Origin of the sequence: Clostridium transplantifaecale (genome assembly GCF_900626075.1) — a bacterium.
Lineage (GTDB): Bacteria > Bacillota > Clostridia > Lachnospirales > Lachnospiraceae > Otoolea > Otoolea transplantifaecalis.
The window spans coordinates 983,032-999,720 of sequence record NZ_UYZY01000002.1 but is presented as its reverse complement, the minus strand read 5'-3'; the positions used below and the strand labels follow the sequence as shown (position 1 = coordinate 999,720).

Below are 16,689 nucleotides of genomic sequence, written 5' to 3'. Positions count from 1 at the left end.
CCGCCATCTTTCATTATATCACGGTATTATTAACAGAACAAGGAATATAGAGCTCTAAGTGAACAGAGTTGACGTAAACCGGCAGCTTATTTTTTGATCCAGAATTCCTGGATCTTTTTCTTCAGGTGCATCAGCGAACCCTCGTCTATCATCTGGCAGAACTGGAAACAGTCCAGTTTATGTTCTTCACAGTACTGTCTCAATTTACCGGGGAGACCCTCTTTAAACTCCGGATCCTGGGGCAGGATCACCACCGTATTTTCACCGGCATCTTTCAGGTACTCAAGAGCCTCCTCAATCGGTACATATTCTCCTCTGCCTTTTAATCCCAGTTCTTTCAGATACCTCTTCATGCTGTAAAGATACCACTGGTCTTCATATACCAGGATAGCACGCTGTTCTCTTCCGATTCTGGCAACCCGGCTGATAGACATGCGGCTTGGGGACATAACCACCATCTCCACTTCAAAGGGCAGTTTCCCTCTGTTCTTCTTTTTCACAAGGCGTTTTACATCGTCGACATGGTTAATTGTAGTCACCGCGATGTCAAAGCCGCCCCTTATCAAAATGTCGGCATCCTCCCTCACGTCATCCAGCAGCACGGGCGTTACCTTCGCATTACAGGCTGCGGCCAGCTCCGAAGCACAGGACTTAAGAATTTCCTTGCTGCAGTCCACCCAGGCCACCCTGACCTTCTCGCGCTCCGGAAGCCGGTTCCAAATCCGCTCCAGAAACAGATTTTCTATCTCATGCCAGGTAAGTCCGGAACCGTTCAGCTCATAAACGGACTCCCTGAGCATTTTTTCCACCTTTTTGCGTTTTTCTGAAAGGTCCGATCTGCATGCATAGCTTCCGCTGCCCTGGACCGTTCTTATGAATCCCAGCCCTTCCAGGACCCCATACGCCCTTTTCACCGTATCCCTGGATACCGACAGCTCCTCGCAGAGTCTTCTCTCCGTCGGGAGGCGTTCCCCTTCCCTGACAGCCCCACTTTCGATCTGCCCCGCAATCCAGTCGGCGATCTGGCGGTATACCGGAGTTCCCGGACGAAATTCTATCCCCGGCATTTATATCCCCTCCTCATGGCCGTTTTCCTCTATCTGCTCGAAGACCTGTTTTAAGTGGAACAGGGAGCCTCTGTCGATCTCAAATTCAAAGGGAACGACGGCACACCCCATTTTCTTAGCCCTCTCTATCATTTGCAGCGCCAGATTGCTGCTGTAATCCATATAATCGGGAGGGATAATAAAAGAAACAGGTTCCTTTGTAAGTCTCTCCTGGTTCATTCCGATCTGCTGTTCATTCACACAGAGCAGACGGCCCTTTTTCCCAAGGACCTTGAGTGTATATTTAACAGAATCCAGAAACTCCCTTGACCGGTACAGTATACAGATCTCCTGCCAATCCGGCAGGACGGTGAGCCTTGAGATGGTTTTGCGGCTCTCCCTGAGAGCCACTTTGTCCGTCCAGAGATGCATGGAATCGGCATACCGCACAAAGTCATTGTAATGCTTTTCTGCTACCAGTGTCAGGACACACTGAGGGCTTATCACGCTTTCACCGGAAAAAAGATCGTTCAGCAGGTAGGGTTCTACTTCCACCCCTGTCTTTTTCTTCAAATCCAGCATGATATGATGGAGCGTCTCCGCATTGCAGTCTACAAGGGCCACCTTAATCTTCTTATCCCCGCCAAAGACCTGTTCCAGCTGACCGCGCAGGAGAATGAACATCCGGTTCATCGGAATTCCCATAGCTTTCGCTGCTTCTACCGTCCGATCCACCAGTTCCTGCGGCGTCCTCTTAAGCTCTCCGTTCTCCTCCGCCTGGACATAGGCTCCTCCGCCCCTGACTTTATAGATACAGCCCTGCTTTTTCAGCGTATCATACGCTTTTTTGACGGTGCCTACGGAAACGCCTTTCGCTTCCGCCAGGGCTGCTTCCGACGGCAGCCTGTCACCAGGCCCGAATTCCCCACTTTCAATTTTTTCGTATAGTTCCTCCGCAATCTGTCCGTACAGAGTCTTCATTCCGGTCTGTTTGTCCGCATTACCCATGGCTGCCGGCCCCCTTCCCCATGCCCTGTTCTGTTTTTATCCGATAAATCCAATACCCGTGAACAGGAATACCCATAAAAAGATAGTAACAACCGATGCCGCCGTGCTGAGCACCACAAACTGGCCCGCCAGTTCACCGTCGCCTCCCATGTTCTGGGCCATTGAGTAGGATGCCGTCGCCACCGGCGTCGCATACATCTCAAAGAGAATAAACCGCTCCAGATTGTTAAAACCGAGCGCTGTTGCAATCACAGTAATAACCGCGGGCAGTACCAGCAGTTTCAGCGTCATGGAAGGTACGACATATTTCAAATTATGCCGGATTGACGAAAAATGCAGCGTTCCTCCCAGTACGAACAGAGCCAGCGGCGTGGTCAGCGCAGCGAACTGGCTGATCGGTGTCTCCACGCTGGCCGGAAGTTTGATGTTCAGAAGGTAGAAAACCAGACCAGTCATTGCGCCCATGATCAGCGGGTTGGTACATACATTTTTTATCAGCACGGCCGGTTTTACCTTTCCGCCGTGGAACATTTCCAGAATAATAACTGCCGTTACATTGTAGATGGGGATAACTATGGCTACCATCATGGATGCCAGAACGGCTCCTCCGGCTCCAAAGAGATTGGAGGTGAGAGGGATTCCAAACAATACGAAATTACTTCTGTAAATCGCCTGGATAATAACGCCCCGCCTGGAATCCTCTCCGACAATGCGCGGAACCGTCATCAAAAGAATCGCCTGGAGCGTCAGGATACTCACAACAGCGGTGATAACCAGTTTCCAGTTCAGCACCAGGCCGTGATCTACATTATAAAGATTGTTGAACATCAAAAGCGGAAAAAACGCCGTAAAAATCATCTTGTTCAGCTTATTCATAAAGCCCTCGTCGACCAGGCCGCTCCGCCTCACCCCGTATCCAAATACAATATAGATTAAAAACGGCACCACCGCATTAACTGCAATCATAAAACTTCTCATCTTTTCCCCTGTCCTGTCTGTAAAATATATTTTCTTATTTCTACTATTATAAGGTTATCAAAGGAGCGGCGCAACAACGAAAAGCAGACTCCGCAACTTTTTTACCGTCAGTCCGGCAGCTCTTTTTCTATTTTAATCCGGATTTGATATTGACAAATAGTCAGCGCTGAGTATAATTATAGTCAGTACTGACTATTACGCATTATGAATCTGGAGGTGATTTTATGATCCCGCTTTACATCCTTGGAATGCTGCTGCGCTTCGGACCGCAGCACGGTTATCAGATTAAGAAACTGATCAGTGAACAGTTGGCGGACTTTACAGACATCAAACTCCCAACCATCTATTACCACCTGGAGAAGATGGAGGCCGCCGGCTATATCTGCTCGGTAAGCGTCAAAGACGGGGCGCGGCCCGAAAAGATGGTGTACCGCATAAGCGAAACCGGTAAAGAGCATTTTACGCAGCTTCTCTACCGCACGCTGGATATCAGCTACCGTCCGTCCTTTGAGGTGGATTCCGCTCTCTTCTTCTCAGACTACATCGACCGCGGAGATTTTCTTGCCGCACTGGAACAGCATATCGGAAAACTGAACGCATCACTGTCCCGGATCGATGAGCACAAGAAAGAGACACTGCCTTTCCTGCCGCACGATATGCGAATATCCGCCAACCTTATCTTTGAACATCACATCCGGCATTACCAGGCGGAAATCGGCTGGGCGGAACAGGCAATCAGTAATATAAAGGAGGAAATATCCCATGACGAAAGCCAGAGTCATTGAAACCAACTCGGGAATCCAGGACGAAGTGACAACAAAAGTATTTGACGTATTTGCCCGCGGAATGCGCGACAAGGGCTGGAACGGCGTCGACGGCATGATCGCTTCCGGCATTCAGGGAGGCGATATCCTGGAAGTCGGCCCCGGCCCGGGATATGTAGGGCTGGAATTGGCTAAAAAGCTGAACCCGCGCTCCCTGACCGGCTGCGAGATCAGCCCGGCCATGATACGTCTGGCAGAGAAGAATGCCGCCGAGTACCGGATTGACGCCAAATATGTCCGGGCCAATGCGATGGAGATGCCATTTGCCGACGGAAGTTTCGACGCCGTGATTTCCAACGGCTCCCTGCACGAGTGGGAAGATCCGGTGCGTATTTTCAATGAAATACACCGCGTCCTCCGCCCGGGCGGCCGCTACTGCATCACCGATCTGCGCCGGGATGCCGCTCTGTGGAAAAAAGCATTTATCTACCTCGGCACCAGCCCGAAAGAAATGCGGCCCGGTCTCGTAACCTCCCTGAATGCCGCCTATACGGTTTCTGAACTTAAGGGACTGCTGGCCGGATCCAAACTCAGCCAGGCAGAAGTCCGGAAAGACTTTTTCGGAATCTGCATTTCCGGCATCAGATAAAGACAGTGGCATAAAAGAATATGTGGGGAAGGTGCTGTGCCGCAGAATCTATGTCCTCGGCAGCATTTTTTCCGTAATAGCGGCGCTCGCTTTTATCCTCAGCATACGCGGGAACCAGACGATGGCCGCGGTGGAAGGAATAATATCTGCCAACTGAAAACCTGCAGCGTCCTCATGTTTACGAAGCAGAACGGCATTCTCTGCCTGGAAGATCACTTCACGGTGGGAAACAGTACCGATTTTAACGGTTTTATACTGGAAAAATGCGTTAATGTAAGCCGCATTGAACAGCGCTAATAATAGACGGATCGTACAGGGGGCGGAAAACCAATAAAATGGTTTCCCGCCCCCTGCCGGTTCAATTTCTGTATGATTATCCGCCGCTCAGCCTTAAATAACAAACTGCCTCATATATCTCTCACTGAGTACCAGGCTCTTAATCACATCTTCATGCGTATCCTCAAAACTCCTGTCCTCCACTTCAATACAGGTGTACCCCTTATACCCGATATCGTTCAGGGCGCTGACATATTTTGCCCAGTCCACGTCTCCCAGTCCAGGAAGCTTCGGCGCCATGTACTGAAGCGGGTATGCCATTGTGCCGACTTCATCCAGCTTATCTTTATACAGTTGAATGTCTTTGTAATGCACATGGAAGATTTTATCCTTAAATTCATACATCGGTTTAATATAATCCATCATCTGCCATATAAAATGGCTGGGATCGTAATTCAGGCCAAAGTAATCGCTCGGAATCATCTCAAACATCCGGCGCCAGATCTTCGGCGTTGTCGCCAGGTTCTGTCCTCCCGGCCACTGTGTCTCGTCGAACAGCATCGGGCAGTTCTCGATTGCCACTTTCACCTTGTGCTCCTCGGCAAAACGGATCAGCCCCGGCCAGATTTCACCGAACAGCTCCATGTTTGCTTCGACGCTTTTATTCTGATCACGCCCGATAAAGGAGGTAACCATCCCGATTCCCAGTTTCTCGGATGCCAGAATTACTTTTTTCAGGTGCTCTATGTTTGCCGCCCTCTTCTCCAGATCTCCGTCCATCGTGTTCGGATAGAAGGCCAGGGAAGAAATCTCCACATTCTTTTCTTTACAGTAATTCAGGATATATTCCGCTCTCGCATCGTCCAGTTCATCCACGTCGATGTGGCTGACACCCGCATAGCGGCGCTCTGCCTTGCCGTTGGGCCAGCAGGCCACTTCCACACATTCATATCCCAGCCCGCTTATTGTGTCGATCATTTCCTCAAAGGACATCCAGTCCAGAATTGCACTCACAAGTCCCAGTTTCATCATTCTACCTCCCGTATCACATCATCACGTCTTTTACTGGTTTACTTTCACGCTTCTGCCCGTCTCAGAGCTTTCCACAGCGGCAAACACCGCTTTCATGGCTGCCAGCGCTTCCTCTCCGCTTATCTCAGGAGGCGTATTGTTCACCAGGCATTCCATAAACAGATCGATTACCCCCGACTTGGTCTGGTTGTCGTTGGTCTGTATTTTATCCAGATCATAGCAGATTTTTTCTCCGCCCTTGAGTTCCACGACAATGGAATGGGCCGGATCGCTGTATATCTTCATGACTCCTTTTGTTCCGTAGAGAATCGTGGAGTTGTCCTCGGCGCCGTAGCAGGTCCAGCTCGCCGTCATCGTGCCGATGCAGCCGCTCTCCATCTTGTAAATACAAATGGCATTATCGTCCACTCCAATCAATTTGCCGGACGAATCCCTCTTGTCGAGAGCGCCCAGATAACCAATCACCTCGGCCACTCTGGAACCAGTCAGGTACTGTATCAGATCCGTCTTGTGGATTCCCAGGTCGGCCATAGCGCCCATTACCGCTTTTTCCTTGTCAAAGAACCATACACTGCTTCCCGGATCAATACTCCATGTCTCCGGACCGCCATGGGCAAAATTGGTTTTAAAGGTCACAATATCCCCAATCAGCCCCTCTTTAATCAGCTTCCGCGCCTCGGCATGGGCCTTTGCAAGTCTCTGGTTGTGGCCCACCATCAGGAAACGTCCCGTCTCCCTTGCCACGCGGACCATATCCTCACATTCCTTCAGGCTCATTGCCATCGGTTTTTCACAGAGCACATGTTTTCCCGCCCTCAGGGCCTCGATTGTGATCCTGGCATGGGCATGGTTTGCGACGCAGACGCTGACTGCATCGATTTCTTTATCGGCGAGAAGCTCCTCATAGGAATCAAATACCTTTCCGCCGTACTGTGCGGCCAGTTCCTCAGCCCTCTCCCTGTTTAAGTCATAATATCCTTCCAGCTTAGCATCTGCATTATCTGCATATTCCGGGATGTGCCTGACCTGAGAAATTTTTCCGCAACCGATAATACCGATTTTAAACATTACAAATCCCCCTTAAATTATGTTATGTATTCTGCGCATCTGTATCTTAACTGTCTCTGCCGGCCAAATACTGCAGCCCGCCGTTATTTATTCTTGTAACTATTCAGTACCTTCCGAACCGTTATTTATTCTTTTTCTTAGACTGTGCAAGCACGGCCACGATGATAACGATACCTCTTACAAGGCCGTTTAAGAATGGCGGCACGTTTGCCATTATCAGGATCGTCTGGATAATCCGCAGCATCAGGACACCCAAAAATGTTCCGATAATTTTTCCGCGTCCGCCTTCCATAGCCGTTCCGCCGATGGCAACCGCGGCAATAGCATCCATCTCATAACCGTCTCCGGCGCTGGCTGCCTGGATGGAAGTCAGACGGCTTGCCAAAAGGAATGCCGCAAGGCCGTAAAGTATTCCTGCATAGCAGTAAATCATTGTTTTCACATTGCCGACCTTGATACCGGTCAGTCTGGCCGCCTGCTGGTTGGAACCAACCGCGTAAACATAGCGGCCGAATTTCGTCTTGGCCATGATGAAGCCAGTCAGCAGGGTAATCAGGATAAAGATAATCATCAGATGCGGAATTCCGAAAATCTTGCCGGACGCAACATAACGGAATGCATCGTACATGCTCTTGTCAACGGTGAAAGGTCCGCCCTGTCCAAGCTGTGTGATAATGGAGCGATAGGCCGAAAAGGTTGCCAGCGTAACGATGAACGGGGCAATATTTCCCTTTGTGATAAACACGCCGTTGATCAGTCCCAGTAAAAGGCCGAATCCAAGGCAGAATAAGAGGCACAGCGTGATACTGTGTGTCTTGTTTAACAGGGAAACCCCAAGTCCTGATATCAGGGCTACGGAGGAACCGACGGAAAGGTCGATCATGCCGGCCGAGATAACAAGGCTCATGCCCATGGCACAGATTCCCACAATCGCGCCCTGTACAAACTGGTTTGTCAGGTTTGTGATTGAGAGGAAGGATGGATTGATAATCACTGCTACAATCAGCAGTAATATAAAGCTCAGCCAATGGCTGTAGTTTGTCGTTATATTGGACCAAATCTGTTTAAAATCTTTGTCTGAAGTCTTTGCTGTACTCATGCCTGTACCTCCGTTTTCGTTCCTGTCGAAAGCGCCATCACGCCCGCCTCATTCAGTTCTTCTCTCTCGAGTATCCCGTTTATTTTCCCTTTATACATTACGATACACCGGTCGGCAATCTGATAGATCTCCGGAAATTCCGTGCTGAAGACCAGGATCCCCTTGCCCTGGGACGCAAGTTCCAGTATCAGCTTGTAGATGGCGTATTTTGCGCCCACGTCGATACCCTGGGTCGGATTATCCATAATCATGACGTCGGCGTCCGTCTCCAGCCACCTGCCTACGATTACCTTCTGCTGGTTGCCGCCCGAAAGGGATGTAATCGGATCTTTCTCGCTTCCGACCTTGATCTCCATCTTGCTTCTGTTCTTCTCAAAACGGTCGTTTTCTTCTTTATTGCTGATGACACACTTTTTATGAAGCAGTGTGAAATATGCCATTGAGTTATTGTCCCTGATGCTTAAGTCCGGGAGAATTCCCCTCTCCTTCCTGTTGCATGGAATCATTGCCACGCGGTGGCGCATTACATCCAGTATGCTCCTGGTGTTCAGTTTGCCGTTCCGTGTCGCAACCGTGCCGCCCTTCGACGGTGTGGCTCCGAACAGGGCCGTGGCCAGCTCTCCGCTTCCGGCTCCCTGAAGGCCGGTAATTGCAATTACCTCGCCTTTGTGGAGATCAAAGGTAATATCCTCGAAGGTCTCCCCTGTCAGCCCGCTCACCGACAGTACGACCTCTTCCTCCATGCACGGTTCCTGCTGCTCTTTTAGGTTCGCGTTGACAAAGGTTTTTCCAATCAGAAGCTCGGTGGCCTGATGTTCATTGATATCCTTTATAAAGCCGGTTTCGATAAACTTGCCGTCCCTGAGAACCGTGTATTTATCACAGATTGTAAAAATCTCCGGCATCTTGTGGGAAATATAAATAAAACTTACTCCCTGCCCCTTAAGGCGTCTCATGATCGTAAACAGATTTTCGATTTCCTGGTTGTTCAAGGCCGTGGTAGGCTCATCCATGATAATAAGCTCGGACTGGAACAGAAGGGCTTTGGCTATCTCGACCAGCTGCTTTTTGGCCGTCTCCAGCTCGCCTACAAGAGCCGTGGCGTCAATCTTTACATTCATGCTGTCCAGCACTTCCTGCGCCCTCTTAATCTCCGTCTTCTTCTCTACCATTCCTGCTTTATTCGTAAGTTCTTCGCCCAGGAACATATTTTCATAAACCTTCAAATCATTACACAGGTTAAGTTCCTGGTGAATGAACCGGATTTTCATTTCCATTGACTTCTGAGGAGTCATATTTGTAATTTCATTGCCGTCAATTATTATTTTCCCGGAGGTGGGAGGAAAATTGCCGGATAAAATATTCATTAATGTGGTTTTGCCTGCCCCGTTTTCTCCCAGCAGGCCGTGGATTTCTCCGCTTCCTATCTGAAAATCCACATCCTGAAGCGCCAGGACGGGACCAAATTCCTTGCTGATTTTTTGCATTTCCAATTTCATAGGTGGAACCTCCTCTACAGGAAAAGCCGGCCGGTTAGTAACCGACCGGCTTATCACTCCTTGATGACGGTGAAAAGTCCGCGGAGCGTGCTTTTCATCGTTAATTACGGTAAAACTGCGCAAAGCGCGCTGTTACTGTTCACTCCGTGCCCAGTAACACGCTGCGCGATGCACAGAAACGGCAAAAAACGCCTTTTCGCGCCGCAACCCTCGGGTTTTCTGTGACTTTCGCTACGCTCCACTCACAAAAAACACCTCGCGGAATACTTCCTGTGAACAGTAACAGCGCGCTTTCATCACTACTGTAAGCTGTAACGAATCTTGTATAAGTCAGATTCCATGTATTCTTTGTAATTGCTCTTGTCAATCATCTCGGTCGGGATCAGGTAGCTTGCATCCAGAGTTTTTCCTTCGAGTACATTAAGTCCAAGGTCAACGGCGTCACGTACCATGGATGGGGAGAATGTATAGGTCATGAAGTCGATGCCCTCAAGTCCGGAACCTTCATATAATTTCATGAAGCCTTCTCCACCGGATACGCCGGAGATAAGTTTGATGTTCAGTTTAGCCGGTCCGTTGTAGTTCTTTAATGCTTCAACAATACCAAATACGATCTCGTCGTCATGTGTGAATATAGCCTGTACGGATTCGATTTCTTCCGCACTCTTTGTGTTTAAGAAGTCTTCCATCTGCTCCATGGCTTTCTGCTGGCTCCAGTCTGTGGAGAATTCCTGAATCTTTTTGAAGTTCTTGTCTGCCGTCTTCCAGAAACCGTTGGAACGCTGCATCGGAACTGTAGAAGAGTCACCCTTGAATTCAAGCATTCCTACTTCGCCTGCTGCCAGTTCATCTTTGAAGTATTCGCTGAAATATTCGCCTGCGCCTTCGCCGATTGCATCGTTGTCGCCCATGATCCAGCTTGTCGGCTCAAAACCTTCGATCAGACGGTCATAGATGATTAACGGAACGCCTGCGTCCTGTACCTGCTGTGCCGCACTTCTGAGCTCGTCGCCTGTTACAGGCCAGAGAACCATAACGTCCGGGTTAAGCCCTAAGATTGTTTCTACTGCGTTGCTCTGCTCGCCTGACTCTGCTGCCGTCATGAATTTGTAGTCAAATCCGTATTTTTCTGCCAGCAATTTAACTTCTGCCTCGCAGTGCTGGATGGATTCTGCTGTAAATCCGTGGTCGGCTGCCGGTGTAACAACACCCATCATCTTACCCTTTAAATCGGTTACTTCTGCTGCTGCGCTCTCCGGAGCCGCTGTCTCCTCTGCCGCCTCTTTGGTCTCAGCCTGCGTTTCCGCTACTGTAGCCGCTGCTGTCTCCGCAGGTTTCTGGCTGGAACACGCCGTAAGGGACATTGCCATTGCTGATGCGAGTACTACTGCCAAAACTTTTTTCATGTTTCTTCCTCCTTGTTTTTGCTTTTTGGATACTTCTCCATTTTTTATCCTAAGGCCCTGTTTGAGCCGTAGAATCACGAATTACCAGCTTGTGCTCCAGGAAGATTTTCCCCTTTCCTTCCCCGGCTTCTATCTGCTCGATGAGCATGCGGGCGCTGGTCTTGCCCAGTGGGTAAAGCGGCTGTGACACCGTTGTCAGCATCGGGTTCATCATCGTCGCATACTCGACGTCGTCAAACCCCACCACTGAGAGTTCACCGGGAACGGTAAGTCCCAGTTCTCCGGCCGCTCTGATGGCCCCCATTGCCAATACATCAGAGATGCAGAATATGGCCGTCGGCCTGTCGGGGCACTGAAGGAGCTCCCGGGCCGCTGCAATACCGCTCTGAAAACTGTAATCGCGGTCTGCATACGCCATGTATTCTTTTCGTACAGGAAGTCCCAGCTTTTCCATCTCCGCCTCATATCCCCTCCGGCGGTCTTCACTGCTGACAAACTGGTTGACACTTCCTACAAAACCTATTTTTTCGTGGCCCAGGCTGTGAAGATATCTCACCACCTGTGCGGCCGCTGCAAAATTATCTATGGAAACGTGCGCGATATCCGAATCCTTGCAGAATTCGCAGCACTGGACGATCGGGACCTTGTCCGCGATCTCCTTTACATCTTTGTCATCTTTATTTACGCACAGCATCACTGCGCCGTCGGCCTGGCCGTCGAACAGAAGCTCGATAAATTCCCGTTCACGCCCTTCATCGCCATTGGTGATACAGAGCATGGTGCCGAATCGGTAGCGCCTTGCTTCATCCTCAATTCCTGCCACAATCGATGAATAAAACGGGTTGCTGATGGTTGGCACAAGGATCAGAAGCATCCTGCTCTCTTTTCTCCTCAGCCTGCGTCCCCACACATTTGGCTGATAATTGAGCTTTGTAATGGCCAGATTGACCTTTTCATGTGCCGCAGGCGATACCGGGCCGTTCTTATTCAGCACTCTGCTGACCGTGGCGACCGATACTCCCGCTTCTCTTGCTACATCTGCTATCGTAATCATAATTTAATTTCCTCATTCCCTTCTGCCGCTGCCGTTCACCTTTGGCCGTAACAGCCGCGCTGCGTACAGCAACTCTCTTTTGTCTGTTCCCTGGTCGGCGATTATGTGTAATCGATTACATTTTACACATAAATTATACTTTGGAATGAGAAAACAAGCAAGCACTTTTCAGAAATCAGTGTTTACAACAATCTTTATGTATCATAGGCTTCTCAGCCATCCCCCTGATTTAACGGACGCTTCGTACCTATGGTTCTGTAAGTGTGTAATCGTTTACACAATTCAGCTTAAAAATAGAAATTCCGATTTCGGAACCTCTCTCGTTTTGGATTATTTTCAGTATAACAGTTTGGGGATAAAAGTCAAGACATTTTTGATATTTTGCACATAAGTACTGAAAATCAAGCTCTGTTTTTATGCACTTTGTCGAAAATCAGAGAATACTGTATCCAAATTCCAGGATGCAGGGACGAAGGAGTTGTCCGGATAGATTCTTTCCGGACAGGATTTCCCAGTTGTGGCCATTCAAGACGCCCGGAAATTTCTCCGGGCGCCTGAGTCCGCAGACAAACCATATTTTCCTTATATGGGCATTCAGCCTCCCAATCCCATAAACCCCGGAACAAGGGACATGAACAGCGGATTAAATATATCAACGCACAGTACGGAAAAAGCGGGATACAAAATCCATGCAATATGAGAATATCCGTATTTATCCATGACAGCCCTCTCATTGGCCACCGCATTGGAACCCGAACCCATTCCCATTCCGATCAGGCCGGCGCACATACAGGCGGCGTTGTAATCGCTGTGATACATTTTAAAACCAATGAAGTAAGTGAATACAAGCGTTGCAACCGTAACTATGAAAAGGATGATAAGCATCGGGCCTACCGCATTCGTGATCCGGCTCAAATCCATGGTCATGATCGTGATTGCCAGGAAAATGTCCAGGGAGATATGCTCCACTGTTTCTACTTCGGGAAGGTGGATTTCCGCATGACAGCCTTCCAGCACATTACGGGCAATGGCTCCTGCAAAAAGGCAGCCGATAAAATAGGGCATCTCAATATACGGAATCCGGCTGAGCAGCATATAAATCGGAATCCCGCATGCTGCTATGATTGTAATCATACACACCGTGCTTAAAAGCTTTCCCGTATCCAGAACCGCTTTTTCATCCCCATTTCCCGCCTGCAGCATATTATCCCCGGGATCGGCTTTCAGATTGTGCTTCTTAATCAGCATTACGGCGATGGGACCTCCGGTGAGGCTCCCGAGAATCATGCCGACCGTGGCCGCCGACACACCGATTTCCGTTGCTCCCATGGCTCCCATTTTTTCATATACAGGACCGAACGCGGATGTCGTGCCCACGCCGCCGGCCAATGCTCCCGTGCCAATCTGGATTCCTAAAAGAGGATGAAGTCCCAGCATCTGGGCCAGGAACATCCCCAGAAATCCCTGGAGCAGTACGAGGAGCAGCACCGACAGCGCTATTCCGGCACAGAATTTTTTTCCCCGCTCCAGCAGTGTCTTACTAAACCCAAACCCCACACAGGTAAAAAACAGGTTCATCAGATGGCTGCCCAGTGTCGGCGTCCACTGAACCGTAAAAAACCCTGATATCTTTAGATAACTCAGAATGAGGGCCACCAGAAGTCCGCCTACCACCGGTGCCGGGATCCCCCAATCCTGAAACGGCTTTACTCTTCTCACAATGGCTTTTCCTAAGAAGACCATAAGGCATCCGAATCCCGTTGTAGCCAGCAGATCCATGGTTAATGTTGAAGTTGCTGCATCAAATCCCATAATATTACCTCCCAATTAAATAAAGTTCACTTGGCATGCCTGCTACAATATTAATATACAAAAGTGAAGCTCTTTGCAACCATTTTCAGTCTTCTTTAACGATATTTAAATATATGTTATGGAAATGAAATATTTTAAACATAATAAAATCTTTTACAGTGAATTATCTTTAATTGTATTTACAAATATTACTAAAGATACTAAAATTACTAAAGCTTGTTCTATATGAACAGTAGCTAAAACATATACCTATTTCTTACTTACATTGAATTTCCCACCCAGTCTTTCCATGATAAAGACAGAAAATTGTTCAGGCTGTTTATACTTGACGGCCTGTTTTTCACCTGTCCTTTGATGCGGATAATACGGGCGGTACATTAAAAAATGGCCTTGGATATCAGAACTTTCACTTGTCTGATACCCAAGGCCATATTAACCGCACCCAGCTTGGCGCCTATTCTGTTTTACTTAACCACCGGAAGTTTCATAACAATCTTCGTGTAGGACTGCTGCTCTGCCGTATGGCGCACCGCCTTATGTCCGTCGTGCGGGAAAGCGATGTAGCACATTCCTGCGGTGATTTTCATCGCATTTTCTTCGGAGCCTGTATAGGCAGCTTTGTCTTTATCGCTGTCATACTCCCCTTCTTCCCTTAGATCTTCCAGATCCGCCCAGGCAATCTCCTCGCTGCCCTCTAAGACTATCTGAACGTCCACGTATTTCCTGTGGGCCTCGAACGTCCCTTCGGCCATAGGCTTTGTATCACCCTTCTGAACCATAAAGAATCCACCGTCAAACTCGTATTTACCGGATTCGGGATTACGCAGGGCCTCTACGGCCTGAAGTCCGTTCTCCAGATTGTTAAGCATGCAGCTGTAAAATCGGATGTTGTCAAATTTATCGATAATCATACTCTTTATTTCTCCTTTACCCCATCAGACGCAGCTTTTTGCCATTGCGCCGGCCGAAGCTTTTGCTTCCTTATGCTTCTTGCCCTGGATAAAGAAATAAACCAGGACCGCGATTCCCATCGGGATACCGATCAGTGTTGTGATATTTTCAGGAATGATGATGAAAATAGCAACACATGCAAGGAGAATACGGACAACCGGACTCTTAATCGGTACAAAGAGATAACCTGCAATACCGCCTGCCAGGAAGATGATGCCGTATGCCATAATCGCCGTATTGACGATAACTTCCGTCAGGGTTCCCTGGAGCAGGAGCGCCGGATGGAACACAAATACGTAAGGTGTCAGGAAGGACACAAGCGCATAAGCGAACGCCGTCCAGCCCGTCTTCCAGGAGCTGGCCCCCGCGATACCGGCAGCTGTAAAGGATGCCAGACATACCGGCGGTGTAATCTGTGCGATAACGCCAAAGTAGAAAATAAACATATTGGCGGGCAGCGGATCGATTCCCAGTGAAATCAGTGTGGAGCAGAACAGGATGTTGGCAATCAGGTAAGCCGCTACGGTTGGAAGAGCCATACCGAGAAGCATACATCCGAGCATTGTGATAATCAGCGCCAGAGCCAGGCTGGAACTTCCCGTTGCCGCAATTATCTTTGTCAGCTTGTTCGCCACGCCGGACTGTACTACAATACCTGTCATGATACCGCAGGCAGCGGTTGGAATGGCAATTCCGTATGCCTGTTTGGTGCCGTCCAGTACGGCATCAATAAACTGGCTTACGTTCATTCTGGTATCTTTGGAAATAAAACTTACGATAATAGCCAGGGCCGAACCTACCAGGGCTGCCCTTGTCAGGGAGCTTCCCATGAAAATCATAACTACCAGCACAATAATCGGAGCCAGCTGATAAATTCTCGGCATAATCGGCGCTGTCTTGCAGACAACCGCTTCGTCATGGGAGTTCATCTTTTTCTTCTTTGCCAGGAAATGAACCAGCAGGAAGACGGAACCATAGTAGGCCAGAGCGGGAATAATCGCTGCCATGGCAATTCTCGTATAGCTGATACCGATCATCTCGGCCATAATGAAGGCGCCGACACCCATGATAGGAGGCATAATCTGGCCGCCGGTGGAGGCTACCGCCTCGATGGCGCCTGCCTGATGAGGCTCATAGCCCGATTTCTTCATCAGCGGGATAGTCATAACACCGGTACTTGTTACGTTTGCAACAGCCGAACCGGAAATCATTCCCATCAGTCCGGAAGACACTACCGATGCCTTTGCCGGGCCTCCGGCCGTCTTGTCACTGAGTTTCATACCCAAATCAATCAGTACCTGGCCGCCGCCGCACACCGAGAAGAAGGCGCCGAAGAGCAGGAAGTAGAACAGGGTGTTAACAGATGACGACAGCGGTGAACCCAGGATACCGTTCGGATCCATCACCATAACCTCGCCGAAACTCTGCCATGACATACCGCGGAATTTGAAAATACCGCTGATTTTCTGTCCTAAGAATGCATATGCAATAAATACACAGATGAAGATAAACAGGTTCATACCCATAAACCTTCTCACCGCCTCCATGACGATGAACAGAAGCCAGTATGCACAGATTAAATCGGCTGTAGTCATGCTGTCCACGTTATAAATACGGTTCTGCAGGTAACTTAAATTTGAAATAAAGTAATAGGCACAGAACGCAACTCCCGCAAGCAGGAAAATATCATAGGCCCATCCAAGCGCTTTCGTTGCCGAAGTTTTGCACTTATCCGCAACAGGTTTGTGAATAAAGGCGATTGCCAGAGCCAGGCAAAGGTGAATCGGCACCTGAATCCATTTATCAAGCGGCCTCACCAATGCTATATACAATTGGAAAGCAATCAATACTACGGAAAGTACAACTAAAGATGCATATCTCCACTTTGGAAGGCTTGCGAATTTGCTAACTGGCTTTGTATCCTGGTTCAAGGCATTCGCTTCACTCATAATTCATTCCTCCACTATCTTTCAACGAAGGGAGCCGGCTTTAGCAAGCTCCCCTCCGAGCTTTTTATTGACTGGCAATGAAAAGTCTGCTAAACGTT

The 16,689-nt window shown here is 49.0% G+C and carries 15 protein-coding genes; 3 read left to right on the top strand and 12 right to left on the bottom strand.

What is annotated here, in order from left to right:
• Window positions 1–86: 86 nt before the first annotated feature.
• From EJL91_RS10125 to EJL91_RS10115, 3 genes are read right to left on the bottom strand one after another with little or no spacing between them, the layout of a single operon-like run.
• Window positions 87–1,067 carry a GntR family transcriptional regulator gene (locus tag EJL91_RS10125; RefSeq protein WP_125141809.1) on the bottom strand — a complete coding sequence of 327 codons (981 nt, stop codon included), beginning with the start codon at window positions 1,065–1,067 and terminating at the stop codon, window positions 87–89.
• The gene (locus tag EJL91_RS10120; protein WP_125141808.1) at window positions 1,068–2,054 is read right to left on the bottom strand and encodes a winged helix-turn-helix domain-containing protein; all 987 of its coding nucleotides are present in this window, start codon (window positions 2,052–2,054) and stop codon (window positions 1,068–1,070) included.
• Window positions 2,055–2,090: 36 nt separating this feature from the next.
• Complete coding sequence (locus tag EJL91_RS10115) at window positions 2,091–3,032, bottom strand: AEC family transporter (protein ID WP_125141807.1); 942 nt, start codon at window positions 3,030–3,032, stop codon at window positions 2,091–2,093.
• Window positions 3,033–3,256: 224 nt separating this feature from the next.
• On the opposite strand from EJL91_RS10115, the gene EJL91_RS10110 reads away from it, so the two are divergent.
• From EJL91_RS10110 to EJL91_RS25125, 3 genes are all read left to right on the top strand, one after another.
• Window positions 3,257–3,817 carry a PadR family transcriptional regulator gene (locus tag EJL91_RS10110; RefSeq protein ID WP_125141806.1) on the top strand — a complete coding sequence of 187 codons (561 nt, stop codon included), beginning with the start codon at window positions 3,257–3,259 and terminating at the stop codon, window positions 3,815–3,817.
• Window positions 3,795–4,445, top strand: coding sequence for a class I SAM-dependent methyltransferase (locus EJL91_RS10105; RefSeq protein WP_125141805.1), 651 nt, complete (start codon window positions 3,795–3,797; stop codon window positions 4,443–4,445). The genes EJL91_RS10110 and EJL91_RS10105 overlap by 23 nt, the downstream gene beginning before the upstream one ends.
• A gap of 174 nt (window positions 4,446–4,619) precedes the next feature.
• Window positions 4,620–4,742, top strand: coding sequence for a hypothetical protein (locus EJL91_RS25125; RefSeq protein WP_279230038.1), 123 nt, complete (start codon window positions 4,620–4,622; stop codon window positions 4,740–4,742).
• Window positions 4,743–4,835: 93 nt separating this feature from the next.
• Here the strand turns inward: EJL91_RS25125 and EJL91_RS10100 are convergent, their stop codons facing one another.
• The 9 genes from EJL91_RS10100 to EJL91_RS10060 all read right to left on the bottom strand — a co-directional run bounded on the left by EJL91_RS10100 (window position 4,836) and on the right by EJL91_RS10060 (window position 16,591).
• The gene (locus EJL91_RS10100; RefSeq protein WP_125142131.1) at window positions 4,836–5,750 is read right to left on the bottom strand and encodes a sugar phosphate isomerase/epimerase family protein; all 915 of its coding nucleotides are present in this window, start codon (window positions 5,748–5,750) and stop codon (window positions 4,836–4,838) included.
• A gap of 33 nt (window positions 5,751–5,783) precedes the next feature.
• Window positions 5,784–6,821: a Gfo/Idh/MocA family protein gene (locus EJL91_RS10095; RefSeq protein WP_125141804.1), complete on the bottom strand. Its 1,038-nt coding sequence runs from the start codon at window positions 6,819–6,821 to the stop codon at window positions 5,784–5,786.
• A gap of 121 nt (window positions 6,822–6,942) precedes the next feature.
• Complete coding sequence (locus EJL91_RS10090) at window positions 6,943–7,920, bottom strand: ABC transporter permease (RefSeq protein WP_125141803.1); 978 nt, start codon at window positions 7,918–7,920, stop codon at window positions 6,943–6,945.
• Window positions 7,917–9,419, bottom strand: a complete 1,503-nt coding sequence (locus tag EJL91_RS10085) for a sugar ABC transporter ATP-binding protein (protein WP_125141802.1) — start codon at window positions 9,417–9,419, stop codon at window positions 7,917–7,919. The genes EJL91_RS10090 and EJL91_RS10085 overlap by 4 nt, the downstream gene beginning before the upstream one ends.
• Window positions 9,420–9,718: 299 nt before the next feature.
• Window positions 9,719–10,825 (bottom strand): substrate-binding domain-containing protein, encoded by a 1,107-nt coding sequence (locus EJL91_RS10080; protein ID WP_125141801.1) that lies wholly within the window; start codon window positions 10,823–10,825, stop codon window positions 9,719–9,721.
• A gap of 49 nt (window positions 10,826–10,874) precedes the next feature.
• Window positions 10,875–11,879, bottom strand: a complete 1,005-nt coding sequence (locus EJL91_RS10075; protein ID WP_125141800.1) for a LacI family DNA-binding transcriptional regulator — start codon at window positions 11,877–11,879, stop codon at window positions 10,875–10,877.
• A gap of 594 nt (window positions 11,880–12,473) precedes the next feature.
• On the bottom strand, window positions 12,474–13,691 hold the full coding sequence (locus tag EJL91_RS10070; protein WP_125141799.1) for a sodium/glutamate symporter: 1,218 nt from the start codon (window positions 13,689–13,691) through the stop codon (window positions 12,474–12,476).
• A gap of 464 nt (window positions 13,692–14,155) precedes the next feature.
• A complete protein-coding gene (locus EJL91_RS10065; RefSeq protein ID WP_125141798.1) occupies window positions 14,156–14,602 on the bottom strand; it encodes a NanQ anomerase/TabA/YiaL family protein in 447 nt (148 codons plus the stop codon).
• Window positions 14,603–14,626: 24 nt separating this feature from the next.
• Entirely contained in the window at window positions 14,627–16,591 is a 1,965-nt protein-coding gene (locus EJL91_RS10060) for a TRAP transporter permease (protein ID WP_125141797.1), read from the bottom strand.
• Window positions 16,592–16,689 lie beyond the last annotated feature (98 nt).

Coding starts and splice junctions, on each gene's coding strand:
- EJL91_RS10080 (WP_125141801.1), bottom strand. CDS start 10,825: ATGAAAAAAGTTTTGGCAGTAGTACTCGCATCAGCAATGGCAATGTCC.
- EJL91_RS10120 (WP_125141808.1), bottom strand. CDS start 2,054: ATGGGTAATGCGGACAAACAGACCGGAATGAAGACTCTGTACGGACAG.
- EJL91_RS10115 (WP_125141807.1), bottom strand. CDS start 3,032: ATGAGAAGTTTTATGATTGCAGTTAATGCGGTGGTGCCGTTTTTAATC.
- EJL91_RS10125 (WP_125141809.1), bottom strand. CDS start 1,067: ATGCCGGGGATAGAATTTCGTCCGGGAACTCCGGTATACCGCCAGATC.
- EJL91_RS10100 (WP_125142131.1), bottom strand. CDS start 5,750: ATGAAACTGGGACTTGTGAGTGCAATTCTGGACTGGATGTCCTTTGAG.
- EJL91_RS10105 (WP_125141805.1), top strand. CDS start 3,795: ATGACGAAAGCCAGAGTCATTGAAACCAACTCGGGAATCCAGGACGAA.
- EJL91_RS25125 (WP_279230038.1), top strand. CDS start 4,620: ATGTTTACGAAGCAGAACGGCATTCTCTGCCTGGAAGATCACTTCACG.
- EJL91_RS10085 (WP_125141802.1), bottom strand. CDS start 9,419: ATGAAATTGGAAATGCAAAAAATCAGCAAGGAATTTGGTCCCGTCCTG.
- EJL91_RS10090 (WP_125141803.1), bottom strand. CDS start 7,920: ATGAGTACAGCAAAGACTTCAGACAAAGATTTTAAACAGATTTGGTCC.
- EJL91_RS10065 (WP_125141798.1), bottom strand. CDS start 14,602: ATGATTATCGATAAATTTGACAACATCCGATTTTACAGCTGCATGCTT.
- EJL91_RS10075 (WP_125141800.1), bottom strand. CDS start 11,879: ATGATTACGATAGCAGATGTAGCAAGAGAAGCGGGAGTATCGGTCGCC.
- EJL91_RS10070 (WP_125141799.1), bottom strand. CDS start 13,691: ATGGGATTTGATGCAGCAACTTCAACATTAACCATGGATCTGCTGGCT.
- EJL91_RS10060 (WP_125141797.1), bottom strand. CDS start 16,591: ATGAGTGAAGCGAATGCCTTGAACCAGGATACAAAGCCAGTTAGCAAA.
- EJL91_RS10095 (WP_125141804.1), bottom strand. CDS start 6,821: ATGTTTAAAATCGGTATTATCGGTTGCGGAAAAATTTCTCAGGTCAGG.
- EJL91_RS10110 (WP_125141806.1), top strand. CDS start 3,257: ATGATCCCGCTTTACATCCTTGGAATGCTGCTGCGCTTCGGACCGCAG.